Raw genomic sequence first — 25,274 nt, 5'->3', positions numbered from 1 at the left:
TGTAAATCACACTTTTGTTTTTTTTCATCTAGTAACCTTAACCACTGTTGCTTCTAAGACGGCATCAAAAAAAATCCCACCTTCGTAGAGATGAAAATATTTTGTCTTCCCTCCAGGATTCCTTTCATAGATCAAACGTCCTTTTAATTTGTTCGCAGCTAGCTTTAATAGAACGTAATTTTTCCCAAACCAAAATTTTTGAACAATATGAGAAATTTGTTCTTCTTCGGCGAGATGGATAAAGTCTTTATCAATCGGAGAAAGCACAATGCTTTTACTTTGCATGCTTTTTTGCCAGTCATCTGTTGAGATGATTTTATATAAAAACTTAGGGGGAGAATCATGCGAATTATCTGAAATCATAGATTGCTCAGCCTTGGCATTGTGAAATGCTAGATTAAAGAGTAGGGTTAGAGAAAGAAAAATAAAACGCATAATCTTCCTTTATTTACTAAATAATTGCGACATTTTGAATCATTCTATAAAATAAATTGCATGTTTGCCCAAAGCTTATTTAAACTTTAAGATTGATTTCATTTATGTTCAAGGGAATTGTATTTGCTTTAGCTGCCTGTTTTGTCTGGGGATTGATATTTATTATTCCGCAACTGATGAATGAGTTTAGCTCTTTTGAGGTTGTTTTGGGGCGATATCTTGTCTATGGTTTCATTTCTCTCAGTATTTTTTTAAGCCAAAGCAAGCTTAGAAAATCCTATCCTTTAGAGATTTGGTTGCGTGCGCTTGGTTTTTCTTTTGTGTCCACGGTCCTGTACTATACTTGTTTAGTTCTGGCATTGCGCTATTCAAATCCGGCCGTATGCACTCTCGTTTTAAGCATTAGTCCCATCACAATTTCTTTTTATGGAAGTTGGATGGAAAACTCAAGAAATTTTAAAAGTTTAATTCTTCCTTCCCTTCTTATTTTATTGGGATTGATTGGCATTAATTTTCCTTATCTGAGAGGTGCTCAATCATTTTCTGAATATGGTTTTGGAATTATCGGAAGTTTTGTCTCTGTTTTTGCTTGGAGTTGGTATGTGGTTGCCAATTCACAATTCTTAAAAAGTACTCCAGAAATGACTTCGACAACATGGTCTACCTTAGTTGGTGTTTCCACTCTATTCTGGGCTTTTTTATGGGGATTTGGATTGTTTTTCTTTTTTAGTGATTTTGAATTAGAAAAATATACCACTCTCAATTCGGCTTTATATCGCTTTTTAATCGGTTGCTTAATTTTAGGTGTGGTATGTTCTTGGTTTGGTGCGTATCTTTGGAATAAAGCAAGTCTTTATTTACCGGTCACAATGGCTGGACAACTGACCATTTTTGAAACCATTTTTGGATTACTGTTTGTTTATGCGTTTGAACAGCGCTTGCCCCCACTTGGAGAATTTTTTGGCATCGGTGTGTTATTAAGTGCCGTGATTTACGGCATTCGAGCGACAAAGACATTATCTCCTCAACATGCGGCATAAAGGCAAATCGATGCAGCCTATCTTTAAGCTAAATCCTTTAGATGCCGAGAAAGCCTTCCGTGAAATGACTGTTACTTTGTCCGAGGAGCTTGGGATTTCAGACGTTTATGCGCAAGATGTGAGCGAAAAATGTTGTTTCGGATGGATTCAAAATACAGAGTGTAAGGGACTAATTTGCCTTGCATTTCCCTATCCAAAGACAGCTCATCTCTTTTGGCTAGGAGTTAAAAAAGAGGATCGTCAAAAAGGAATAGGAAGAGCCTTAATGCTTTATGCAGAGGCATTTTGTTTGTCACAGGGATGCTGTTCATTAACCGTAGAAACTCTGAGTCCCAGGGAAAATCATCCCGCGTCTCTCCATACATTTAACTTTTATCGAGCTCAGGGATTTAAGCCCCTATTTAAGTCGGAGCAAGGATCTGCCTTTTCAAGGGTGTACCTGCAAAAGATTCTCTCTCTATCCATTTTTAAGTGGATAGATTTGACACATGTTTTGAAAGATACTATCCCCACTTGGGATATGACATGTGGCTTTCAACATGCTACCATTTCAGATCCACAGGACCTATTCGTTGTCCAGCACATTGAAATGTTTGCTGGTGTGGGAACCCACATGGATGCTCCTGCTCATTGTATTTCAGGGGGGAAGACGGTTGAAGGATTCTCTTTGGAGTCATTGATTAGACCCTGCGTAGTGATTGATGTTTCAGATCGAGCGCATGCGCATTATACAATTAATTCTCAGGATATTCAAAATTTTGAAAGATTACATAGAGAGCTAAGGCCGAATGACTTTGTGGTTTTTTGTACGGGTTGGGACAAATATTGGGAAGAGCCCGTTAAGTATCATAATCAATACCAATTTCCCAATATTTCAAAATCTGCAGCAGAATATCTGATTTCCAAATCTATAGCTGGAATAGGAATTGATACGCTTTCACCAGACCGTTCCACTGAAGGATTTCCGGTACATGCGCTCATTTTAGGAGCGGGTAAATTTATTGTAGAGAATATTGCGAATGCTCTTCAAATGCCTCCAACTGGAGGACATGTGATGGTGATTCCTATTCGCACATGTGGGACCGAAGCGCCTATTCGATTATTGGGCGTCGTAGAGGGATAAGAAATCATTTTTTTTGGGGAAATGATTATCTTCAGATTTCGATAAATGGTTTGTAAAAAAAACATATAAGCAAAATTACGAGGTCCGAAGAAGAGCGAATGTGTTTATTTTAAACCTCTTGAATAAAAACTGTTTGTTTGATAGCCTTTTTTGGAAAGCAAAAAAAAATATACTGCTAATAGTTATTGGACTTTGATGCAAAAAAATATCCCATTAATCATGATACATAACAGTGAAAGTTTCTCTATAGGAGATTTTTTAACATGAGTTGTATTTCTCACATAGACGAACACAGTGCGGAGCCTTCCGACGAATTAAGCAAATGGCGCAGGAGATTATGGCCTGTTCATTGTTTCGAAAATAAAAAAGTGTTTTCTCTCATCCTCTTAAAATTTTGTGTTTCATTCAACTTTGCAATTCTTCATGCGACGAAAGATACCTTAATTGTGACAAAAGGGTTTGGAGCCGAAACTATCCCGATCTTAAAAGGCTCTTTTGTTTTGTTCTTTGCTTTTCTCTTTATGATTGTTTATTCCAAGCTCAGCAATCATCTTTCCTCCTCCCGGTTATTTTATTTCACTTTATTTCCATTCCTTGCCTTTTTTGCTATATATGGCTTTTTCCTTTATCCCAATCGCGATTTACTCTCTCCCACAGAATCTGCCAATTGGCTGCTCTCTGTACTTGGAGAAGAACGAGGGCATTGGGTGGCTGTCTATCGCAATTGGATGGATTCTTTATTCTTTCTCATGGCAGAACTTTGGGGTGGAGTCGTAATAGGCCTACTTTTTTGGGGATTTGCAAATCAAATTAATACGATCAAAGAAGCCTCTAGATTTTACACGATCTTATCGGCGGGTGGGCATGTCGGAATCATTGCTGCGGGCTACCTGATTTGGTATTTTACGCAATCTTTTGTGAATAGCCAGTATTTATTGACAATTCAGTATCTCATGGGTTTTGTGACTTTGGTGAATTTGGTGATTATTGGTGTATATTGGTTAATGGATCGGAACATTGCCAAAAATGGTGAGCAATTTGTAGCGCGTGAAAAGAAGGATACAGCTTTGTCTTTGAAAGAAAGTTTAGTCCACATTCTATTTTCTCCCAATTTAGGATGCATTGCTTTGATGGTGATCGGCTATAGTCTTTCTGTGAATATGGTTGAAGTCCTTTGGAAAGCGACGCTAAAATTGAAGTACCCCGATTCGAATGATTATCAAGCTTTTATGGGCCTTATTTCTTCTATTACAGGGTGGCTATCTCTTTTCCTCTCATTGTTTGCTGGGGGAAATATTATTCGAACTTTTGGGTGGGGCGGTGGTGCCAAATTAACTCCAATTGTACTTGGAGTTGTTTCCGCGATTTTTTTAGGTACCTATCTTTCTCAAGCCTACTATGCGGAATCACCTATGGCGATAGGAACAAGCGCTTTGACTCTTATTGTGATTTGTGGTGCTTTACATAATGTGGCATGCAAATCGATGAAATACTGTTTGTTTGATCCGACCAAGGAGATGGCTTACATTTCATTGGATGAAGAAACGAAAACAAAAGGGAAGGCCGCAGTGGATGTTGTGGCTTCACGTTTTGGAAAATCTGGTTCTTCTTGGATTCAAGTAGGGCTTATGGAATGCATGAGTGTGAGTTCTGTTTTAAGTATCGCACATTTCCTCACTCCAATCATTATTATTTCTGTTCTTGGATGGCTTACTGCCGTGTATTTTTTAAAGAATCGAGTGCAAATTAAAATGGGGCCAAGCCCCGTTCAAAAACAATTGCAACCGGCGGCTTAATCTGCGTCGATTTGCATCACAATCAATGAGGGGGAGACTTTTAAGTTTCCCTCTTGACTCAAAATTTCAAATTGAACAACTGTTTTTGCTTGTAATAGAGCGATCGTTTGGCCTGACAAAACCTTGGTTTGATTAGCTGCTAAATGTGTTTCCATTTGTGGAAAAGGATGAATATTAATCATATGTGTGACATTTTGAAGACCTAATGAAACGATATCGTCCACATCATTAGAAAGAATAAACGTCCACCCAATAAGATAAATTCCATCTTTTTGCACTTGAAATAAGGTGTCGTTATGGTTAAACGGATGCGCAATATGGGCAGGCGTTACACGTGCATGATTAAAATGAAGAGGAAAATAATTTCCCGAATTTAATACTTGCAAATCTCCATAGCTAGAAGCATATCCTGAGCTTAAGCTTAAAGATTGGCCTTGAGCGCCTGGCTCTCCAGTTGGCCCTCTAGGGCCTTGTGCGGGCTTTTCGCATTTAGCATGCATCTCAGAAGTGAAAAGCATTAGAGTCCAAATAAAAGGTAAAACAGATTTTTTTAACATTGCTTTCCTTGATCAGTCTTGTTTGAAATTATTTTTATTTTCACTGAACAACTCAGGTTGTTCAGTGAAAAACACACTTACGGAGCAATTTGCATGACTGTAATAGAAGGTTGTATAAGGGCATTTCCAAAATAACTCGCTACTTGCAATTCAAAAAGAGTACCAGCCGTCAAAGGGACAATGGTCTGTCCAGAGATGACTTGAGCTTGGTTTGCCACCAAACTAGCTTTTCCCAATGTATCAGACTGAAAAGGAGCTCCCTGAGTCACATTGAAAAGAGAGATCTCGATCTCATCGTCACTTTCACTTGTTGCTGTTATGGCCCAACCAATATGGTAGACACCACTGTTTTGAATTTTAAACCGTTCGTATTGGTTCGAAACAGGATGTTCCATTCCAATAGAGGTTGTTCGTTGATGCTCAAATGTGATGGGTATAAATACATGGTTTGAATCAATCGTTTGCCTTTCGCCATAAGCAGAGGCATAGCTTACATGAAAAACTCCCGGAGGTCCTGGAGGGCCTTGTGGCCCTGGAGGCCCCGGAGGCCCCGGCTTAGTTGCGGGAGGCTTTTTTTTAGCCTCTATTCCTTGATGCTCTTCCCATGCATAGCTACTCGAAAACACTGTCAGGGCAACAAGCAGTGATGTTGTGCATTTTTTTAGCATAAATTTCCTTCTCTAATCAAAAATTAGGATTAATAGTTTAAATATTTTTACCAGTTACTTGACCAATTGCAATATCTCCTTTTAACAATCATTTCATTTCGTTCAACTGGTTGTGTGAATACGCGATTATAATTTTCTCTCAAGGCTATCCCAAAACAGAAATCAAGTGGAATTGACAACATGGCCATTCCTTGCCAAAAACTATTTTGGTGATTGTCATGAAAAAATCGGGCTTGAAGACTTAAAAGAGAGCCTACGTTAATGCATGCACGAGCTTTTTCTCCCCACCGCTTTTCATTGTTATGGTTATGGTGGCGATGTCCGCAAACATCTGTGTAATAATAGCCACCGATGGCTCCAAAAACAGAAAAGTAAGGACATTTCCAGAAGGTGTGTCCGACTTCGAGATCGACACCTTTTTGAGCAATTTCAGTTAAGCCGCATACAGCATAGTAAGGGCCTATATAATCGCTGAAGACATGGTCTTCACAATGAGTAACATCTCCCACAGGGAAATAAGCATTCAAGCGCATTTCAAAACAGTTCGTAAAGAATTCAAGTCCAAATCCAAACTGATTAAAATCCGTCTGAGTTGTATTGCGATAATCATAATACAGATTTGCTCCAAAGATGAAGCCTGTCATGCAATCTCTCCATCGAAGACCTCCGCCTACATTGGCTGCCCAACGTTTATTTTTGATGTAGTGGGCTCGTAGATCTAAAAAGGGATAATAATCATCGTAGGGGACGAGAGGGGCAAAAAGGGCTGTTAATGTTGAATAATTATGTCGAATACCGATTCCCTCACCAAAGGTATAAGCTCCACGCACATATCCAAACTCAGAAAATTGACACCATCTTGGTGTGTTAAGAGAATCATCGATTTGGTACCCATCATAAGGAGGCGGGGGAGTTTGTTCCTCATTTGGAGCTTGCAATATGTGTAAATTGCCCTCACTTCCATAGACAGGCTCTTCGTCATGATAAGGGGCTTGATTAGGAGAATAGCCTGGAGAATGATACATGGGAGCTTCGTGATAGGGCCCGTCGTGTTGGGGGTAACGCGAGTAAGGTTGCTCAGGATAACTTCCATGAGATTGATAGGGAGGGCCATTATGGTATGGCTCATTGGGATATTGTCGGTTAGGAATATTTCGACGTGGTTGATGTCCGGGTGCGTGGTGATAAGGTTCACCTTGTTGTTGATTAGGATAATAATCAGATGGTTGCTCTTCATACTGTGGTTCGTATTGAGGTCCACCGTGAATAAAAGAATGTGCTTGAGGATTTGGGTAAGTTTGCTGTGTCATTCCTTGTCGAGGATAGAGGGGTCCTTCATGAGGTGCTGCTTGGCGAGGATCGTATTCTTGCTGATCGTACAGGTCGGGATTCGCTGGCTGGTTATGATGTCTTGTTGGGTAATACCCTTGATGAGGAATCATTTGCTCATCTTGGCGATAAAAGCTTTGCTGTTGATCTGGATAAGGGGCGTATTCACCTCTCTGATCTTGAGGATGGTATGAATGATGAGAAGGATAATAGCTTTCTTGTGAATAAGCACTTTCATATTGGGGGATGTTATTATTAGGGTAAGCTTCTTGAGCAATCCCAACGTTGAAAGTCGCTAGACAGACAAAAGGCATTGCAATTTTGCAGGAGAAAATTCGGGATAGCATTTTTAAAAAATCCTTCTTGATGTTTATGCGATTTTTAATTTGATAAGGGAGCGATAAAAAAATGTCAATCCTTTTGTAGAAAAAAGGGTGAAATAAAATATATTATAGATTTTTTTTCTGATCTATGTTATTCTCCCAATAAGCTTGAACAAAAAAGTGTGTTTTTTAAGCTGCTATATTGGAAATGATTCAACAAGGAATTTTGATATGCAAAAGAGCCTACAGAGATTTGACAGGTTTTTGCCGGGTCAGTTTTATTCATTAAACGCTTCAAATCTACTTTTCTTCGCATCTGTTCTTGTTCATCATCACCATCGTCATATCCATTCTTGCTAAGCTTATTTTTAAAATAAGTTTACATTTTTCGTTTTACATTTTAAGAATTTACAAACAGACAATCTAAATCGATATTTTTTGTCTGAATAATTTAATTATTTTATTTCAGTGAGATGTTATGGATTTGACGACTTTTATTATGACTTTATTAGGTCTCCAATTGATTTGCTTATTTGTAGGAAGTAAATCAGCTAAAGAGACGAAAACACAAGAAGATTACTTTTTAGCAGGAAAGCAAATTCGTTTTTTTCCGTTAATGATGACCTTTTTAGCGACTCAAGTAGGGGGTGGACTTATTTTGGGAGCGGCCGAAGAAGCTTATAAGTTTGGGTGGAGTGTTTTTCTCTATCCTTTAGGAGCTTGTTTGGGTCTAGTTTTGCTTGGAGTTGGGGTCGGACGAAAGCTTTCTCAATTTAAAGTTTCCACAGTTGCTCAAATTTTTGAGGTGGTTTATAAATCTTCCACCCTAAAAAAAATTGCCTCCATTCTTTCGATACTTTCCCTTTTTGCCATCTTTATTGCTCAAATTATAGCTTCAAAAAAGTTTATGTTGAGTGTAGGTGTTGATAACCCAATCTGGTTTTTTATCTTTTGGGGCATTGTGATTATTTATACTTGCGTAGGCGGCCTAAAAGCTGTGATTTCAACAGATGCAGTTCAAGCAGGTTTTTTTGTCATCGTCTTTTTTCTTTGCTTTGGCTACGCCGTTTTCAATCTTGAATATCCTCTCAGTGTGGCATTATCGGAAGGATTTGTCGGTGAAAATTTTACATTTGACATGTCGAAATTTTCGGGATGGCTTCTCATGCCTTTACTCTTTATGGTCATTGAGCAAGACATGGGCCAACGTTGCTTCGCAGCGGAATCTCCAAGGATTGTCTCCTTGGCGACCCTTTGTGCGGCGGCATGCACATTTTTTGTTAGTATGATCCCGATCTTTTTTGGAATCATGGCTAGAAATAGCGAAATTCAGATCCCTGTAGGAAGTAGTGTGTTAATGGGTGTTATCCAACAAATGACAAATCCATTTGTGACTTCATTGGTTTGCTGCGCCATTTTGGTTGCTATCATTTCGACTGCAGATTCCTTAATTAACGCGGTCAGTTCTAATTTGTCTCAAGATTTCAGATTTACAGGCTTTAGCATGAATAGTGTGCGGTTTTCTCAGATTATTTCCGCACTGATTGCCATATCGGGTATATTCTTTTCATTCTACTTTAACAATATTGTAGATCTTTTGATTTTAAGTTATGAACTTTCTGTTAGCTGTTTATTCATTCCTTTGTGTTTTGCTCTCTATAAAAAACAGGGGAATAAATATGCCGCCGGATCTGCGATGCTGTGTGGAGCTTTAGGCTTTATTCTCTTTAGATGGACATCTTTAGAAATTGGGCGAGAAGTTTGCAGCCTGGCTTTTTCCCTTTCAGGTTATTTTTTTGGTGCCTGGCTATTTAGAACCAATTCTCAAGAATATGCACAGTCATAGCCTTTGCGGGGAGAATCTCTTATTCAAAATAAAAGGTTCTCCCATTTTTTTTGATTTTAAAAAAACTCTTTTTGTTTAAGGTAAAAAAAACAGATAGAGGTTTCCCATGCAAGAAATAGACAAGCTCGGCGTTTTTTATCTAGGAAAGCTAATCAATCCATCCAATGGCAAGGAAACAGACCATCCTTTGCTTTACGATTCTAAAGACTTGACGACACATGCTGTATGTGTGGGGATGACTGGCAGCGGGAAAACGGGTCTTGGGATTGTCTTATTAGAAGAGGCTGCTTTAGATGGAATTCCGGCCATTATCATCGATCCGAAAGGCGATCTGGGTAATTTGCTTTTAGCGTTTCCAGATTTGAAACCGGAAGATTTTTTACCTTGGATTGATGCGGATGAAGCCTCTCGAAATGGCGAAACAAAAGAGGCCTATGCGGCGAAAGTGGCAAAGGACTGGAAAGAAGGACTGGCTGAATGGGGAGAAGATGCTAAGAGAATTGCCAGATATAAAAATAGTGTGGAAACCACCATTTATACCCCTGCGAGTCAAGCAGGCTTACCCATTTCTCTTCTAAATTCCTTTGGAGCACCTCCTCCAGAGCTTGTTTTAGATACTTCTGCTTTTCGTGATCGTATCCTATCCACTACCTCAAGCTTGCTCGGATTATTGGGCATCGATGCAGATCCAATCAAAAGTAAAGAGCATATTCTAATTTCAACCATCTTTGAAAAAGCATGGAAAGAGAATCGTGATCTCGATTTAGCTACGCTGATTCAGGAAATTCAAAAACCCCCCTTTGATAAAGTTGGTGTATTTGATCTTGAGACCTTTTACCCTGCTAAAGAGCGCTTGAATCTTTCGATCTCCTTAAACAACTTGTTGGCCTCTCCTGGCTTTCAAGCTTGGATGGAAGGGGAACCACTGGATATTCAACGTCTTTTGTATACGAAAGACGGAAAACCTCGACATTCTATTTTATCCATTGGACATCTATCAGAATCTGAACGGATGTTTTTTGTGACCCTTCTTTTGAACGAAACATTGGCTTGGATACGTAGACAATCGGGGACATCGAGTTTAAGAGCGATTCTTTGCATGGATGAAATTTATGGATATTTTCCTCCCACTGCGAATCCTCCTTCCAAAACACCCATGTTGACCCTACTTAAGCAAGCTAGAGCTTTTGGATTGGGGGTTGTTCTGACTACTCAAAACCCTGTTGACTTAGATTATAAAGGGTTATCCAACTGTGGAACATGGTTTATAGGAAAATTGCAAACAGATCGTGATCGCTCCCGCATTGAGGAAGGGTTAAAAATGGCTTCGCTTGAAGATAGCGATCCGAATGAAATGCATAAACTATTGTCCATGTGTGGAAAACGCACGTTTGTGATGAAGGATGTCCATCTAAAAGCTTCTGTCTTGTTTCAGACTCGGTGGACTCTCTCGTATTTAAGAGGACCTTTGACATTACCTCAAATTCAATCTCTAACCACACAGGTAGAGCGAAAACAAGAGGAACTTGCAGTTACAGCTCAACAACCTTTTGCAGGTGTTTCGCGCTCACAAAAGCCTTTAGTTCCTCCTGGTGTTCAGGAATATACCTCTAAAAAAGCGACAGATTCTCCTGAACAAACTTATCGTCCTTTAGTCTTAGCAATTGGGAAGGCCCATTTTATCGATTCAAAAAATGACGTAGACACTTGGCAAGACTATGTCTATGTCGCAGGGATGGCCGATACAGGCAATGAAGTCCAGTGGAGTGAAGGCTCTAATCTTCCAGGTGGAAAAGAAAGTTTAACGCAAGATTTACCTAAAAAGGGGATGTTTGAAGAGCTTCCGGCGGACTTCATGCAGGCTAAAAACTATCCGGGTTATCAAAAATCATTCTTAAATTTTTTATACCAAAGCCAAACATTGGATTTATTCAAATCCTCAGATTTAAAATCGATTTCAAAAATCGGGGAGAGTGAAGGTGATTTCCGGGCTCGCCTTGCACAATTATTGCGTGAGAAACGTGATGCCGATGTCGAAAAATTGCGCAAGGCTTATGCGGATAAGATTCAAACTCTGCAAGATAGAATGCGGCGAGCTCAAGAAAAATTAACCAAACAGCAGCAGCAAGCAGGTCAGCAAAAGTTTGATACATTGATTTCTCTAGGCAGGACGCTCTTAGGTGCTTTTTTGGGGAAAAAAATATTTTCTAGCACAAGAATTTCTGAAGCGGGATCGACCCTAAAAAAGGCTGGCAAGATAGGAAAAGAATCTCAAGATGTGGCAAGTGCAGAGGAAAGTGTGAAGGATTATCAGCAACAGTTGGATGAGCTTGAAAGTTCTTTGCAAAAAGAAATTTTGCTGATCCAAAGTAAAAACGTCGATGAAATTCCATTAGATAAAGTGTCAATTAGGCCGCGTAAAACAGATTTGGTAGTTGAAACGGTGGCCATTTTATGGTGGCCCTTACCTTCCTAATTTTGAGAAGAGAAATGGTACAATTTAGCAAACGTCAATTGTGTTACTCGTTTAGCATGCCTCATCGCTTTTGTAGATGGAAACTTGATGCTCCAAGCTTTATCAAAATACGATCTGACAGTTTGAGGCGAAATCTCTTTGTAAGCACTAAAATCAGGGATTAACACCATAGGACCGTTTAAAGCACTGGATATTCTAAAAGGATGATCATCGCTTTGAAGACCCTCAGATATGGGCTTAAAATAATGTGCACTTTCTAATAAGCACGGATATCGTTTGGTAAACGACTCCAAATCCTGAGCTGTGAAGTAAGGGGTGGGTAAAGTGCCAGGTGTTGAGCAAAATTTTTGTCCTGAATTTTTAACATGTGAGACTGTTTTTTCTAAACTATGATATAAGGCTTCGGGTCTAAGCAAAAGGATGTTTTGATAGAAATGGCCTCTGAAAATGCTTAGCGCGAGAACGATGATGGACTGTTTGAGAAGTTCACCAGAAATCGACTTCCCCTTTTTTATGCGAGATCCAAGTTCGTGTAAGGGGCGTCTAAATACAATAATACCACTATCGTGAAGGGCTAATGGCTCGAGTGGCAATGGTAACATAACGTTGCTCCTTTTTTCTTAAATATCAAAAACTTTTATAATTCACTCAATCGATATTTGCAATTTGCAAAAATCATTTGGACGAGAAATCCTTGGTAGAGATACATTTTTGCAAATCGAACCGAATTCTTTTAGAGAAAACTATGCATCCCATCATGAAAATCGACAAATTATCAAAAAAATTTGTCGTCAATCAAACTTTTCCTCATATTTGGGGCACATTTAAAAATCTTTTCTCTTTTCAAAAAAAAGAAATTGAGGCCATCCACAGTCTTTCATTTCATATTCACGAAGGTGAAAAAGTGGCTTTTGTTGGACCCAATGGGGCAGGCAAATCGACGACAATTAAAATGCTTACAGGCATTTTACATCCCACCGCAGGTCAGATAGACATTCTCGGTTTAACTCCTTGGAAAGATCGCCAAGCTTTAGGTTATAAAATTGGGACGGTCTTTGGACAAAGAACACAGTTGTGGTATCACCTACCGCCTTCAGATACATTTGCATTGTTAGCTAAAATATATGAGATTAACTCTAACGTCTATCGACAACGCCTAGCTGAACTTGTGGAAGTTTTCGAAATCGAATCACTTTTAAACAGACCTGTTAAGCAACTTTCGTTGGGAGAACGCATGCGATGTGAGCTGGTCGCGAGCCTTTTACATCAACCCAAGATTCTTTTCTTAGATGAACCGACGATTGGCTTAGATATCAATGCGAAGCAAAAAATTCGAGGTTTTTTAAACAAATTATCTAAAAATCAGGGAATTGCATTATTTTTGACCTCGCATGATACGGCCGATATTGAACAAGTTTGCGATCGTGTCATTGTTTTGGATCGAGGCACGATTATTCATGATAGTTCAGTCAGAGATTTGAAGAAAACTTATATGAAAAAGAAAATTTTGACTTTTGTGACGACGGAAGAATGCCTTTCACTTTCATTGCCAGGGATCAAAACCCTGGAGAATGCCAATTATCATTTCATCTGTGAAGTTGACTTAGAGGCGATTCCTATTGATGCAGTGATTCGAGAAGCTTTGAAATTGGCTAGCTTAAAAGATGTAACCATTGAAGATCCTTCTATGGAAGAAGTCATCCGAATCCTTTATAGGAATTCCTCTCATGCGTAATTTGCAAAAATATGGAATGGTTTTTCGCTTATCCTGTTTATTGACTTTGAAAAACTATAAAGCTTTGATTGGCATGAGCATTTTTTTAGTCAGCTGCTTAGTGATTTTTTCGTTTCTTTGGAAGGTTGCTGCAGCAAAAGTGGGGGCTATAGACTTTTCTTCAGATCAACTTTTGTGGTACATCGCCTTCAATGAATGGGTTTTACTATCTCTTCCTGACACACATAATGAAATAGAAGAAGATTTGCACACGGGGCGCCTAGCGTATCTTCTTTCAAGACCCATTTCCTATCTCGGGTCGATATTTGCCGGAGCTTTCGGAGTTTTAAGCATCAATCTTCTTGTTTTAGGAGGGGTGACATTGCTATTTACTTCCTCTCAAGTCGGGCTTTTATCTGTGCACCCACTCTCTTTCTTCGCTTTCCTATTATTTGGCTTTTTAGGAGGCATTCTAGGGATTATTTTTCAAATGCTGATTGGCCTTTCTGCTTTTTGGGTGCAAGACGTTGAGCCTTTTTTGTGGATTTGGGAAAGGCTTCTGTTTATTTTTGGCGGAATCATCTTACCTTTGATTGTCTTTCCCGAGTGGATGCAAGTGATGGCTTACCTGACTCCTTTTCCTGCAATATTAGGAGAACGAAGTGCTTTATTTATGCATTTTACCTGGGAACATATTCTAGTATTTTTAGGAATGTGGATGTTTTGGTGCATTTTTGGATGTCTTTGTCTGATCTTTTTTTATCGAAGAGGATTGAAAATCTTAAATATTCAAGGAGGATGAGCGTGTTTAAAACCATGGTTTTTATGTTCTATCTGCTCAAGACAAGTATCCAAGCCTCTTTGAGCAACAAGAACGCTTTTTTGCTTGAATCCGTGCTCATGATTTTAAATAATTTCATTTTCTTTTCGTTATGGTGGATTTTTTTCAATCAGTTTCATGATATCGATGGCTGGAAAATTGAAGAGATGATCCTCTTGAGTGCCATCGGATCAGGTGCATATGGTCTTATGCAAGTCTTATTTGGAGGGATTAAACTGCTTTCAAAAATGATTATCAATGGAGATTTAGATTTTTTCATGCTGCAACCCAAAAATTTACTGATTCACATTTCAAGTTCACGCTCATTGGCAAAAGGGTGGGGGCATTTATTCACGATGATCTTATTCATGATTTATGGAGGATTGCAAAGGGATTCCATTTGTTTGATTGTAATCAGTTCTATAAGTGGGTGTATGGTTTTTGTCTCTATAGGTATTATTGCGCACAGTTTGCCTTTTTGGATGGGATCTGTGGAAACGCTTTCGAAAAAATATTTCGATTCTGTTTATCTCTTTGCGCTATATCCAACGAATATTTACTCCGGATTCATGCAACTTGTGATGTATACCGTGATCCCTGCAGGTATCATTGGAAATCTGCCTGTATCGTTGATTCGAGATTTTTCTTGGATCAAACTTGCGCTATTAATGGGGAGTTCTTCGATTTTCTTACTTGGCGCATTTTGCGTATTTCATATGGGCCTTAAGCATTATGAATCGGGTAATAAATTTGGACTACGTATTTAAGTTTTACCAAATTTGCTCTTCAGCGGGAATGCCTTTAGACATTTCGTAAATGCTGATGTCTTCAATTCTTTTAAAGAGGGGGGTCCAAGGAGATCCATCCCGCTTTCTCGATTTACTATTCCACAAAATCTCGGGCAGATTATTAGGACAATTATAAAAAAAGACTGTATGTCCATTTGTGTCGTAACCCCCACCTAAATACTGTTTCATGCAGTATTTTTGAAGCAAATCCGCAATCTTCTCTGTTGATTTAGAATCTTGATCTTTTGTTTTTTCAAAGAGAGGCGTCTCTTGATGTAAAAAAATGATTTCTAGCTTGTCTGAATGAATTTTTTTTACATTTTCATAAATTTTTTTCTTTTCCGATTCTTCATTCACATTCAGGATTTGAAAAAAATCCTGCGCAAGCGATTCATGGTCGCCTCTTTTTACTTTTTCAAATTTCTCAATTGCACTTTTGTTAGCTACTAAAACAACATGAAAAACTTTTTGATAATGATTAAAGAGGTCGTAATGCTCAGTGGCATATTGTTCAAATAAAAATTGTGTTCCTGTGCTCGCATAGTCATCTAAAATAATGAGGCAGCGATTGGATTTGTCTTCTCCATCACGGTACAGATCATCTAAATTTTTAAAAGCGACGCCCCGGATTTTATTAGCGGTGCGATAAAAGTAGGAAATAAGGTCGCCACTTTTCGCTGGATAGGTTTTTGAGAAGTCAATATTTTTAAATAAAATTTCTTTGCTATCATCTTCAATAAACCCTTCTTTTTTCAAACAAGCTAGAACTTGTCTATGTAAATAAGAAAGGTCCTTAATTAATTGTCGATAAGAATAGTAGTCAATTTGTTGAAGAAGCATAATGGCAGCTTCACGATCTTCTTGATCAAATTGATCAAGCCAATGATTAATTTCTGCAAGCGTTATATGAGCTTCATTAAATTTCTTGTACAATTCCGCTGCTGAAGAAATACCGTTTGAAAATCCAGCGGAAAATAATAATAGGACGAGTTTAAAGCGTTCGAAAGCTTCCATGAGTGGTTTATCCCTGGTCGCAGATAGCTAATTAATTCAGTAATCGGTGTGGTAAAATAATCGTTTCATTTACGCAAATGTAAATCTGGACTACACAATAAAAGCTTTAGATTTTTAAATTAAAAATCTGTATGCATTTAAAAAAAAGTATCTAAAGTTTGTCTTGATCATAAATAAATTAGTTTTCATAAGTTCATAATCGTACAAAAAAAGATGACTAATGCGAAAAAAATATCAAAATAAACGATTTCGCTCAATTATTTTATTCAGTTAAAATGAAAGTTTGTTTTTTAAGATGTTGTTTAGGGCATTGATTACAAATCTATTAGCAGTAGAACCATGTTGACAAAATATTTCAGGCAAAGCAAACGCGTTTATAGATAATCTTCAGGCAATATCGACAAATGTGCTTTTTATCTTTCTCTTTTTTTTCAGATCCATTATAGATTTATTTTTTTATTGCATTTCGAATAGCACAACACCTGCTTGAATTGATGCAAGAAAGCTGGAAACTAATAAAATGGGAACTCAGATGAGCAAGATCGTTCAAAAAACGTGTTTAGTCTTCTTAACCTGGATGGGAGCGACTTCTTTTCTTTTTGCAGATGCACAAGCAACAGAGGAATCAAATGATGCATTCTTAAATGAATTCTCATTACAACCAGACCATGAACAAGCCCATGAAGGCTATGGCTACGGAGAACGCCAAGAACAAACCAATCAAGAAGAATGCCAAAATGAATGTGTAGAAAATGATAATGAAAGCTATGCACATTGGAAACGTTGGCACCACTATTCTCACGGAGCACCCTGGGATTACTACGATTTTACTTTATCTGAACGCGCAAGAGGTACTCGCTATGGTTTAACGGGGGTTTGGCTGCCAGAAGATCCTATTCTCTTCAGGCCTTTTATTGCGGATCCGCATCAGGTTTGCTATTCGGTGGGTTGGCGTTTTAATGACCAAGCGTTAGCTAAAAATGTTATTGATGTTTCTTATGGGGATACTTTGCCGCTCTACCGATGGTTCTATGTTTGGCCATGGTGTGGACAAATGCAAATCGAGATTGAAGGTGCTTTATGGGCCGTTTTTGCACCCTTGCAAGAATCCGCTCCATTAATTAACGCAGACTACTATGTCGCCATTCCCATTACCTATGCGATCGACAAGTGGTCTTTTAGGTTGCGCGCCTTTCACATCTCCTCACATATCGGGGATGAATTTTTGTTAGAGCACCCATGCTTTGACCGTCGCAACCCGAGTGCTGAATTTTTAGATTTTTCTGTGTCGCATGATTTCACAGATGAGATTCGCTTTTATGGTCTTGTTGGGGGAATTTTGCACCAAGATGAATCATTCAAAACGCGTCGTATTTATGCTGAGGCAGGAGCTGAGCTTAGATTAGAAGGACTTGGCTTTATTGATCACCGGCAGCAACTGTATGGTGTCCCTTTTTATGCCATGCATTGCCGCTATAAAGCCGATTTTAAGAAGCATGTCGATATGACCTATGCTTTAGGGTATGAGTGGGGGAAAATCTGCGGACGATGCAAAAAAGTGCGCCTCTTCGCTGAATATCATGATGGCTATTCTGTTGATGGACAGTTTGAGCGATATGCAAATAATTACTTTAGTATTCGTATCGTCTATGGATATTAAAGCATGACTCCTAACGGGAATAATCAAGGGCTTTCAGAAAAGGATTTTATTCAGGAAGAATATCCGAAAAATCCACGTCCTTTTTGGATTTCGTTAGGTATTGTTTTACTTGTGTCGTCTATGTTGTGGCTCATCTCTTCTTGGTATAATCAAGAGATGAGCCTCCAATATCAAGAAAGCCCTTTTTTACAGGTGACAAATCGGGATATGTCCCTATTTTTGTGGCAATTCACCGACCACATGCGCGCCAATGTGAAAGAAAAAACATCCTATCTCCCAGGGTTCTTATATCTAGAAAAAGTGGGTGTGGATCCAGCCGCGGCAGAGCAATATGTTGTGGCGCCTCCAGAATTAATTTTTCTCTATCACGTGTGGGATCTCTTTTTAAGACCAGAGTTTTCTCCGCGAGTAATTCCAAAAGAAGAGTTTAAAAGATTTTTGAGAGAGGCCGATGAGTGGCAGCCTGTCTATTGGACAAAAGCTCCACAAGGTTATCGAGATTTGGTTCAACATATGGATCGGATTACAGAAGAGGATTTAAATCCTCTTTCTCAAGAACAGCTTCCACAAGTGGTTCGTTTAGCCTTTCAAGGTTGGAAAAACTATTTCATCGAAGGAGATGCCATTAATGCACTGGAGCCAACCTATGCAGAAATACAAAGTTTTTTAGAAAGACATCCCCACTATGCCAGAAATTATTGGCATAATATTTTGGAAACGAGCTATCCAAACTACTTAAATGCATTTGAGCATCCAATTGCGCACTTAGATGCGCTCGTGCCCAAAAGCGAATTGGCTCCCTTTTTACGCGTCGCATTTTACAACGATCAAAAGTCTAGAGCCCATCAATAGAGCTTAGTCTTTGAATAGGAGGCTTGTATCGACAAATCCCTCATCGTAAATAGGGCCATCTTTTCCTATCGGGAGTTTTCCTGAAAAGTACTCGTGATAAACTTTTAATCCTTGTTGGGCATTCTGAATGCAGTAAAAGCAATTGCTTAGCCATTCAGATCCCATAATTGTGCCACTTTCTAAGTTACAGCGAAAACGAGATGTGATTTTATCTTTCCAATATTCCTTTTCACCAAATAATAACATTGGAGAAGGATTGATGGAGCCTACTTTACGTCGAACTTCTTCAAGGCAATATTCAAAATCAGTGCCCACACCGCCGGTTAAAAAGATGGGGAAATCGAGAAGAAATTCGGCCTGACGCTCAACCAACTTATCTAGCCGATAGGTCATCTTAGCTTGAACATAGGGGTTTTGATTTTGCTCATTGACGACAGAATGATCTTTCTGCCTAAAATCGACCACATTTGCGCAGGATAGAATATTGAGCTTTGTCGCGACATAATTCCCAATCTCCATTGCTCCAGGTCCGCCTCCCGTCACTAATGCTAAAGGAGTCGCAGCGTGCAAGAGAGGGTGTTCCATCTCTTTTCGCATTTCAAGGACACCTTGGAGAAGAAGTTCTAATTCTTTGTCGAAATTGCCTTTTAAGAGATTTGAGCCGTAAATCCCAAAGACTGTTGCGCGTAGAAATGTCTCGACTTGGTCTAATGGAACGAACATCCCTGAATCTCGAGAAGTTTTTTCTGTGAATTGCAAAATTTTTCCACTTATTTCATCGACCCAATAAACAGGAATTCCAAATTTATTGAGGTCGTGTAAAAGAGCACGATCTTCTGCAGAAAAAAACATCCCATGATTGCGTGAAGGATATTGAAAGTAGATGCCTTTTAAGCAACGTTGAATTTGGTCGCCCAATAGCATCCGCTTCATCAAAGGGGATGGGAAATAACGGGTTAATAAAATACCTTGGCTTGTGATGTAGCCTGCATCAATGGCCTTTAAAAAAGGGTATGCAGGTTGTTGTTCAATATATCTTTCCACCATCAATGCTTGGCGGTTGGATTGCGTTTGGCCAGGAAAGTCATGAAAACGTGTTTCTCGGCTTATCCAATCTTCTGGTTTCAAAGAAAGTAACTGCTCACCTTTCACAACAAAAACAGAGGCTTTGTTCTCAATTGGAGTGGGAGCGGTCGAAAATGCTTTGAAGAGGGCATTGCTATCTTCGAGAGAAATTTGCAATTGATCCCGATCGGAAAAAAAGACATGCTCTCGATAGGGTTCCAATGTATAAAATTCTAGGGGAATATCGGTGATTTCCCGGACGCTTTTACCAAATAGTTCGTAAATATCTCCTGAGGCAGTTGTATCTGGCTGAAGAACTGATGCGGATGTATGTTGATACCCTTGAGATAGGAGTTCATTGACGACTCTTCCGAAAACAGTTCGAATATGTAAAGGAAGTGTTTTAACGAGCAGAATTTCGTCTCCTTCGAGATTTCTTGGAAGATGGGATTTCCATTCCTGATGTAAGCGTAGCATATCTCGCATGGGCGTTTTGCTAATGAGTGCTTTTGCGATAGTCGGTAAAAAACCATAAGTTGTTGGATCGTATTGCACGCGCCCATGCTGCAGGGAAAGATAGGCTACGGTGCGTCCATCGACTTTTTCTAAAATAAGGTCATTGCTCCCATGCAAACCACCTAATGAAAGGAGTGGCTTGCCCCATCTATCGGCTCTACCAAACATACGCGATAAATAGTCTGGATTGCGAACTCTGCGACGATCATCTGCTGCAAAAAGTTTACCAACGTAAGCACCAATTTCTAAAAGGTTGAGCATTTCTACAGCTAGAGTTCCGTAAGCTTTCAGTTCGACAAGCACTTCTGCACAGCCACTTTTTTGATTGAGTTGAATCGATCGATTCACTCCGTCGATGCCTAATTGGGCCAAAGTACTTTTAATGTTGAAGAATACAAGCGAAGGGTCTATGCGATATCCCACAAACACAGGGGGAATATGCTCAATAAAGACAACAGCTTCAGACGTTCTTTCATCAATTTTTTTAATAGATGTAATGCAGCCGTCAGGTGTTATTAAATCTGGATAAGAATAATCAAAATCAAATTCCATAGGATAGCTTTTTACCCGTAATTTTTAAGAATTTCTCATCATAGTGTAAGCATAGATTTACGACGAGTAATTTTAGAGAGTGCAATGCTCTGTTTAAATAGAGCAAAAAGGTTTATGAGAAATGGCAACCTAGCTTTTGTAGCGCTTTTTGTTCGCCTAAATTGGGAAATCCCTCACTCTCTGCGGTTTTTTTTGTGGATTCTTTGTTAATAAGATGTTCGTAAAAAATGGCTTTATGTGAAATCCTCTAGGGGAAACACAGTCGAAAATGTAGGTAAGCAGAATTAATTTTGCTTTAAGAGCATAACTATAAGCGTATTATGTGTAAATGTGCGGAGAGGTTAAAAAAAATCTAAGTCCTATTTTTTCAATTAGATATTTTGTTTATAACTTAAGGGTTAAAGATCTAGGAATCAGAAATTAAATTTCTCATCAGGTTAAGCTTTTGCATAAAATCCCGTTGTGCCATAATGCCCATTTTTTAAGAAGGCAGCAAAATCTTATTGCCCGCAGGGCTACAAGAATTGATAAGGTGTCATGTTTGCCTGACAGATACTTTGAGGCCACTCATGGAAGATCAAAAAGCGCCAAGAAGCTTAGGAACTCACGACGGAACATTTCATGCAGATGAGGTGACGGCGTGCGCGCTGCTCTTGCTTTTTGATTTAATCGATTCAGATAAAATTCTGCGAACCCGTTCTCTCGATCAACTCTCTCGCTGTGAATACGTTTGTGATGTGGGCGGCATTTATGATCCCGCACAAAAGTTATTCGACCATCATCAAGTCCAATATCAAGGAATGATGAGTAGTGCGGGGATGATTTTACTCTATTTAAAAGATCAGGGAATCCTCAAAACCAACGAATACCAATTTTTTAACCATGCTTTGATTCTGGGCGTCGATGCTTCCGATAATGGAAATGACCCACAAATTCAAGGCTTATGCACCTATTCACACGTCGTCTCGAATTTTACTCCTATCGAACATAACGCTTCTCCAGACGTACAAAATAAAGCCTTCTTTGAAGCGTTGGAGTTTGCTTTCGGACATTTGAAACGATTGTGGGAAAGGTATTGTTACACACAATCTTGCAGACAAGTGGTTGAAGAAACCATGAATAAATACTCTGAGTGCTTGATCTTCGAAAAAGGGATTCCATGGCTAGAGATTTTTTTCGAACTCGATGGAGTTAATCATCCCGCCAAGTTTGTAATCATGCCTTCTGGAAGCCATTGGAAATTACGCGGTATTCCACCAAACTATGAAGATAGGATGAATGTGCGTTTTCCTTTACCACAAGAATGGGCTGGGTTGATTGATGAAGAGCTTAAGAAAATTTCCGGAATCGATGGGGCTATTTTTTGCCACAAAGGTCGTTTTATTTCTGTTTGGGAAACACGTGAAGATGCACTAAATGCTTTGGATTATACTCTTCACAAAGAAAAAAGGATGTTATGACCATATTTGCGAAAATCATTAATGGCGAATTGCCTTGTGATAAAGTATTTGAAAATGAAAGAATCATCGCTTTTAAGGATATCCATCCGTCAGCTCCTGTTCATTTATTAATTGTTCCGAAAAAAGAAATCCCTGATTTGCAATCAGTCACTGCGGAAGATCTTCCTTTAATTGGAGAGGTTGTGCAAGTGGCCCAGCAATTAGCCGTACAATTCGATATTCTAGAAGGATACCGGTTATTAACAAATAATGGCCCATTAGCTGGGCAAACAATCTTTCATTTACACTTTCATTTGATTGGCGGACGTCAATTAGGTCATTTGGCATAACGAAAATATTTAGGGATCATGATGCAAAATTTTAAGCTCGCGCGCCATCAAACAGGATTGTTAGTCATTGATGTTCAAGAACGTTTGTACCCTTATATCGAACGCTCATGCGAAGTTTTACATGCCATGCTGCAAGTTGTAGAAGGATTTAAAATCTTAAACATGCCCATTTTGGTGACAGAGCAATATCCAAAGGGCTTAGGACAAACCGTTGCAAAGCTAAAAAATGCCTTGCCACAGGACCAAACTATCGTTGAAAAGACAGCTTTTTCGTGTGCAAATGAGCAGTCATTTTTGGATTTTGCTAATCAGCATAAAATTTCTCAATGGATTCTAATTGGAATAGAAGCCCACATTTGTGTCTTGCAAACGGCAAAAGACTTACTTTCTAAGAATCATGAAATTGTCGTGTTGAATGACGCCATTTCTTCACGATCCATCTACAATTTTTCCACAGCCATTGCAGAAATGCGTGATTGCGGAGCGCGGATCAGCTGTGTCGAAACTGTCTTGTTTGAGCTATTACAAGATGCCGCAGCACCTGAATTTAAGCAAATTAGTCAGCTTGTGAAATGAAATGCATCTTCTTTGCATTAGCACTTTGTTTGTATTCCAGCCAAATACTCTCTTCGCAAGAATGGAGCGAAGACATCATTGTTAAGCGCATCCACGCTCATTTAGTTTTAAATGATACTGATGAAGCCTGTTCTGAAGCCCTACAAGGGATTCAGGCTTTTCCCCATTCAATCCCCATTCATAAAGCTTATATCCATGCGCTGTCAGCAAAAGGGGATGAAAAGGAGATATTGGCGATTTGGAAAGCCTACCAGCAATTGGCACCTGATCGAGATTCAAGACAAATTTCAGAAGAAATTGCTTGGGGAGTTATTCACAAAGGAGCTGCGTCATCATCACCCATTATAAGAGTGATTTCGCTTCTTGCCGCCTTTTTCAGTCAAGATGCCCGAGGAGTAAGTCTGCTGGCCCGCCATTTTAATGATTCAAATGCATTTATTCGAAGAGCCATCGTTGAGTTATCAGCCAATATGCGCGACGATATCCTGTGTAAAAATATTCTGTTGGTTCTCAGACAGGAAAAAAACTGGAAAGTCTATCAAGAAGCCATTCAAGCAGCAGGGGAGATGAAAATTTTCGATGCAAAGCCAGATCTCATCAAGATTTTGACAGATGATAAAAGCATGCTGGAAGAAAAAATATCTGCAGCCATCGCTCTTTCAACCATGGTGGAATCCATCTCGCATGAGCAATTACATGAACTCGTGCGAAGCAATCGGGTTGGATTGCGCTTGCTTGCCTGCCAGCTGGTCTATCGATGGTCTCTCATCGATGAGCTCGACGAAATGCTATACCTGACAACAGATTCACATGCACAAGTACGCGCAATCGCTTTGCAAGTATTAGGATTATTAGGACGAACAGAAAAATATCGTGAACAAACCATCCGCAGTGCATTGCGATTGGTGAATGATCGAGATCCTGAAGTGGTGATACCAGCCGCTTGGATTTTGGTGTTGACAGAACATCCACAGGGAGAAATTGTTTTTAAGCAGTTATTAAAGAATCCTGAGCAAGAAATTCAGGTGAAAGCAGCAGGAGCATTATCCTCGACAGGCAAATATGGAATTCCTCTCCTTCAATATGCTTTAAGGAGAGATAATGCTCCATTTGTCAGACTCAATGCAGCGTTAGGGCTTATCCATCAGCAAATTGACGTTGAGAAAGCCTGTGCGATCTTAGAAGAAGGCTTGAAGGAACACCCTGAAAGATGGATGTGGGAAGAATTTGGGGTATTTAAAGCTTTAGCAGCAAGTACAATCAAACACGATGAAGACATTCCATGCTACCCTGAAAGCGTAGATCAATCCACCCGCTTAGAGATTCTAAATATTTTGGCCATTATGGAATCCCCAAAAGCACAAGAAGCCATCAAACATTTCTTAAAAGAAAAGCGATGGGGTGTATCGGGGATGGCATCCATCCTGCTTTTGACAGAAGGTGACGAAGAAGCATTATCCATCATTGAAACCTTAATTGATGATCCAGATCCCCAAATCCACATTCAAGCCGCCTTAATCTTAGCCCTATGGGGAAGAGGGGAGAAAGCGATCAATACCCTGCAAGCAGCCTATCCGCAGGCATCGCGCGATCTGAAAGAAAAAATCTTGGAAGGATTGGGAAGAGTTGGATCCGAGACATCCATTCCCTTTTTGATCGAGCAATTGGAAGAGCCTTTTCAATCATTGCGGATCATTGCGGCATCTTCTCTTTTACAATGCCTATACCATTAAAAGGGCATACATTTGTCCATAAAATTTATTCATCTTCGGATGAGTAATCTTCACTTAGGTCAGTTCCTGAAGCCCCGGTGAAAATCTTTTTGATTGCTCTGTCATAGGTTTCAGTGTATTTGGACTCATTGCTTTGATACGTTAAAACTTGCCCTGATAGAATTGCGAAAATGATTTGAGAAGGATCTTCATTATCATCTGTTCTGCAATTATGAATGGCAATCTTTAAATCTTCCTGTGAGAAAGGAATATTTTTCAGGAACAGGCAGTAAGTTTCTTGAGAATTGATCAAATGGACTATTTCCTCTGAACAACGCATTAAAAGTTTTCTTAGTTCTTCAAGAGAAAGGGGGGTTAGCGAAGTAAAAGATAAGGAGATCTTTTCTATCTGGTAGTTAGAGGTTTCGGTGCTCGATCCGCATGGAATTAGAGCGAATTTCTCTTCAATTAGGGCATTTGCAGAACGCACAATGGAATCGGATAAAAAAGTTTCCGGCATCCACACGCATTCATCTAGAGGAGTGCATCCTGTTAGAATCAATGAGATTGAAATGATAAAGGGGAATGTTACTTTCATTTTTGGCCGTCAGTTTGTGGAGAGT

Annotated in this window: 22 protein-coding genes; 14 read left to right on the top strand and 8 right to left on the bottom strand. The window is 39.3% G+C overall.

Features of this window, described 5'->3' with window-relative positions; all coding sequences use genetic code 11:
* Positions 1-24: 24 nt before the first annotated feature.
* Positions 25-435, bottom strand: coding sequence for a DUF952 domain-containing protein (locus AOM43_RS08270; RefSeq protein WP_006342011.1), 411 nt, complete (start codon positions 433-435; stop codon positions 25-27).
* A 104-nt stretch (positions 436-539) separates the two neighbouring features.
* On the opposite strand from AOM43_RS08270, the gene AOM43_RS08265 reads away from it, so the two are divergent.
* From AOM43_RS08265 to AOM43_RS08255, 3 genes are all read left to right on the top strand, one after another.
* Entirely contained in the window at positions 540-1,475 is a 936-nt protein-coding gene (locus AOM43_RS08265; protein ID WP_013925342.1) for a DMT family transporter, read from the top strand.
* Between the two features lie 10 nt (positions 1,476-1,485).
* Positions 1,486-2,598 carry a GNAT family N-acetyltransferase gene (locus tag AOM43_RS08260; RefSeq protein WP_059359836.1) on the top strand — a complete coding sequence of 371 codons (1,113 nt, stop codon included), beginning with the start codon at positions 1,486-1,488 and terminating at the stop codon, positions 2,596-2,598.
* A 263-nt stretch (positions 2,599-2,861) separates the two neighbouring features.
* A complete protein-coding gene (locus AOM43_RS08255; RefSeq protein ID WP_059359834.1) occupies positions 2,862-4,394 on the top strand; it encodes an Npt1/Npt2 family nucleotide transporter in 1,533 nt (510 codons plus the stop codon).
* Here AOM43_RS08255 and AOM43_RS08250 read toward each other — a convergent pair.
* From AOM43_RS08250 to AOM43_RS08240, 3 genes are all read right to left on the bottom strand, one after another.
* Positions 4,391-4,951: a hypothetical protein gene (locus AOM43_RS08250; protein ID WP_006342007.1), complete on the bottom strand. Its 561-nt coding sequence runs from the start codon at positions 4,949-4,951 to the stop codon at positions 4,391-4,393. The genes AOM43_RS08255 and AOM43_RS08250 overlap by 4 nt on opposite strands.
* A 77-nt stretch (positions 4,952-5,028) precedes the next feature.
* The gene (locus tag AOM43_RS08245; RefSeq protein WP_006342006.1) at positions 5,029-5,619 is read right to left on the bottom strand and encodes a hypothetical protein; all 591 of its coding nucleotides are present in this window, start codon (positions 5,617-5,619) and stop codon (positions 5,029-5,031) included.
* Positions 5,620-5,666: 47 nt separating this feature from the next.
* Positions 5,667-7,295, bottom strand: coding sequence for an inverse autotransporter beta domain-containing protein (locus AOM43_RS08240; RefSeq protein WP_013925341.1), 1,629 nt, complete (start codon positions 7,293-7,295; stop codon positions 5,667-5,669).
* A 454-nt stretch (positions 7,296-7,749) separates the two neighbouring features.
* On the opposite strand from AOM43_RS08240, the gene AOM43_RS08235 reads away from it, so the two are divergent.
* Both AOM43_RS08235 and AOM43_RS08230 read left to right on the top strand, forming a co-directional pair.
* Entirely contained in the window at positions 7,750-9,117 is a 1,368-nt protein-coding gene (locus AOM43_RS08235) for a sodium:solute symporter family protein (protein ID WP_013925340.1), read from the top strand.
* Positions 9,118-9,223: 106 nt separating this feature from the next.
* Positions 9,224-11,593 (top strand): ATP-binding protein, encoded by a 2,370-nt coding sequence (locus AOM43_RS08230; RefSeq protein ID WP_059359832.1) that lies wholly within the window; start codon positions 9,224-9,226, stop codon positions 11,591-11,593.
* On the opposite strand, the gene AOM43_RS08225 is transcribed toward AOM43_RS08230, so the two are convergent.
* Entirely contained in the window at positions 11,590-12,195 is a 606-nt protein-coding gene (locus tag AOM43_RS08225) for a hypothetical protein (protein WP_006342000.1), read from the bottom strand. The two genes, AOM43_RS08230 and AOM43_RS08225, sit on opposite strands and share 4 nt — an antisense overlap.
* 143 nt (positions 12,196-12,338) lie before the next feature.
* Between AOM43_RS08225 and AOM43_RS08220 the strand changes: the two genes are divergently transcribed.
* Genes AOM43_RS08220 through AOM43_RS08210 form a run of 3 tightly spaced genes read left to right on the top strand, consistent with a single transcriptional unit; the run spans position 12,339 to position 14,894 of the window.
* Positions 12,339-13,328 carry an ABC transporter ATP-binding protein gene (locus AOM43_RS08220; RefSeq protein ID WP_006341999.1) on the top strand — a complete coding sequence of 330 codons (990 nt, stop codon included), beginning with the start codon at positions 12,339-12,341 and terminating at the stop codon, positions 13,326-13,328.
* Positions 13,321-14,109 (top strand): hypothetical protein, encoded by a 789-nt coding sequence (locus AOM43_RS08215; protein ID WP_006341998.1) that lies wholly within the window; start codon positions 13,321-13,323, stop codon positions 14,107-14,109. Before AOM43_RS08220 ends, AOM43_RS08215 begins: the two co-directional genes overlap by 8 nt.
* Complete coding sequence (locus tag AOM43_RS08210) at positions 14,106-14,894, top strand: ABC transporter permease (protein WP_006341997.1); 789 nt, start codon at positions 14,106-14,108, stop codon at positions 14,892-14,894. Before AOM43_RS08215 ends, AOM43_RS08210 begins: the two co-directional genes overlap by 4 nt.
* Positions 14,895-14,897: 3 nt before the next feature.
* Here AOM43_RS08210 and AOM43_RS08205 read toward each other — a convergent pair whose 3' ends face one another.
* On the bottom strand, positions 14,898-15,929 hold the full coding sequence (locus AOM43_RS08205; protein WP_006341996.1) for a phosphoribosyltransferase-like protein: 1,032 nt from the start codon (positions 15,927-15,929) through the stop codon (positions 14,898-14,900).
* 532 nt (positions 15,930-16,461) lie between these two features.
* Between AOM43_RS08205 and AOM43_RS08200 the strand changes: the two genes are divergently transcribed.
* On the top strand, positions 16,462-17,589 hold the full coding sequence (locus tag AOM43_RS08200) for a DUF1207 domain-containing protein (protein WP_226987457.1): 1,128 nt from the start codon (positions 16,462-16,464) through the stop codon (positions 17,587-17,589).
* A gap of 3 nt (positions 17,590-17,592) precedes the next feature.
* Complete coding sequence (locus AOM43_RS08195; RefSeq protein ID WP_013925338.1) at positions 17,593-18,441, top strand: hypothetical protein; 849 nt, start codon at positions 17,593-17,595, stop codon at positions 18,439-18,441.
* 3 nt (positions 18,442-18,444) lie between these two features.
* Here AOM43_RS08195 and AOM43_RS08190 read toward each other — a convergent pair whose 3' ends face one another.
* Positions 18,445-20,574 (bottom strand): LOG family protein, encoded by a 2,130-nt coding sequence (locus tag AOM43_RS08190; RefSeq protein ID WP_006341993.1) that lies wholly within the window; start codon positions 20,572-20,574, stop codon positions 18,445-18,447.
* A gap of 569 nt (positions 20,575-21,143) precedes the next feature.
* Here AOM43_RS08190 and AOM43_RS08185 point away from each other — a divergent pair.
* Genes AOM43_RS08185 through AOM43_RS08170 form a run of 4 tightly spaced genes read left to right on the top strand, consistent with a single transcriptional unit; the run spans position 21,144 to position 24,672 of the window.
* Positions 21,144-22,034, top strand: a complete 891-nt coding sequence (locus AOM43_RS08185; protein ID WP_006341992.1) for an MYG1 family protein — start codon at positions 21,144-21,146, stop codon at positions 22,032-22,034.
* The gene (locus AOM43_RS08180) at positions 22,031-22,363 is read left to right on the top strand and encodes a histidine triad nucleotide-binding protein (RefSeq protein ID WP_006341991.1); all 333 of its coding nucleotides are present in this window, start codon (positions 22,031-22,033) and stop codon (positions 22,361-22,363) included. Before AOM43_RS08185 ends, AOM43_RS08180 begins: the two co-directional genes overlap by 4 nt.
* Before the next feature lie 21 nt (positions 22,364-22,384).
* Entirely contained in the window at positions 22,385-22,939 is a 555-nt protein-coding gene (locus AOM43_RS08175; RefSeq protein WP_013925337.1) for an isochorismatase family protein, read from the top strand.
* A complete protein-coding gene (locus AOM43_RS08170) occupies positions 22,936-24,672 on the top strand; it encodes a HEAT repeat domain-containing protein (RefSeq protein WP_006341989.1) in 1,737 nt (578 codons plus the stop codon). Before AOM43_RS08175 ends, AOM43_RS08170 begins: the two co-directional genes overlap by 4 nt.
* A 25-nt stretch (positions 24,673-24,697) precedes the next feature.
* Here the strand turns inward: AOM43_RS08170 and AOM43_RS08165 are convergent, their stop codons facing one another.
* The gene (locus AOM43_RS08165; RefSeq protein WP_226987456.1) at positions 24,698-25,249 is read right to left on the bottom strand and encodes a hypothetical protein; all 552 of its coding nucleotides are present in this window, start codon (positions 25,247-25,249) and stop codon (positions 24,698-24,700) included.
* Positions 25,250-25,274: the final 25 nt, after the last annotated feature.

Source organism: Parachlamydia acanthamoebae, assembly GCF_000875975.1.
GTDB lineage: Bacteria > Chlamydiota > Chlamydiia > Chlamydiales > Parachlamydiaceae > Parachlamydia > Parachlamydia acanthamoebae.
Note: the sequence above shows the minus strand (reverse complement) of the source record. Positions and strands in the feature narration are given on the sequence as shown.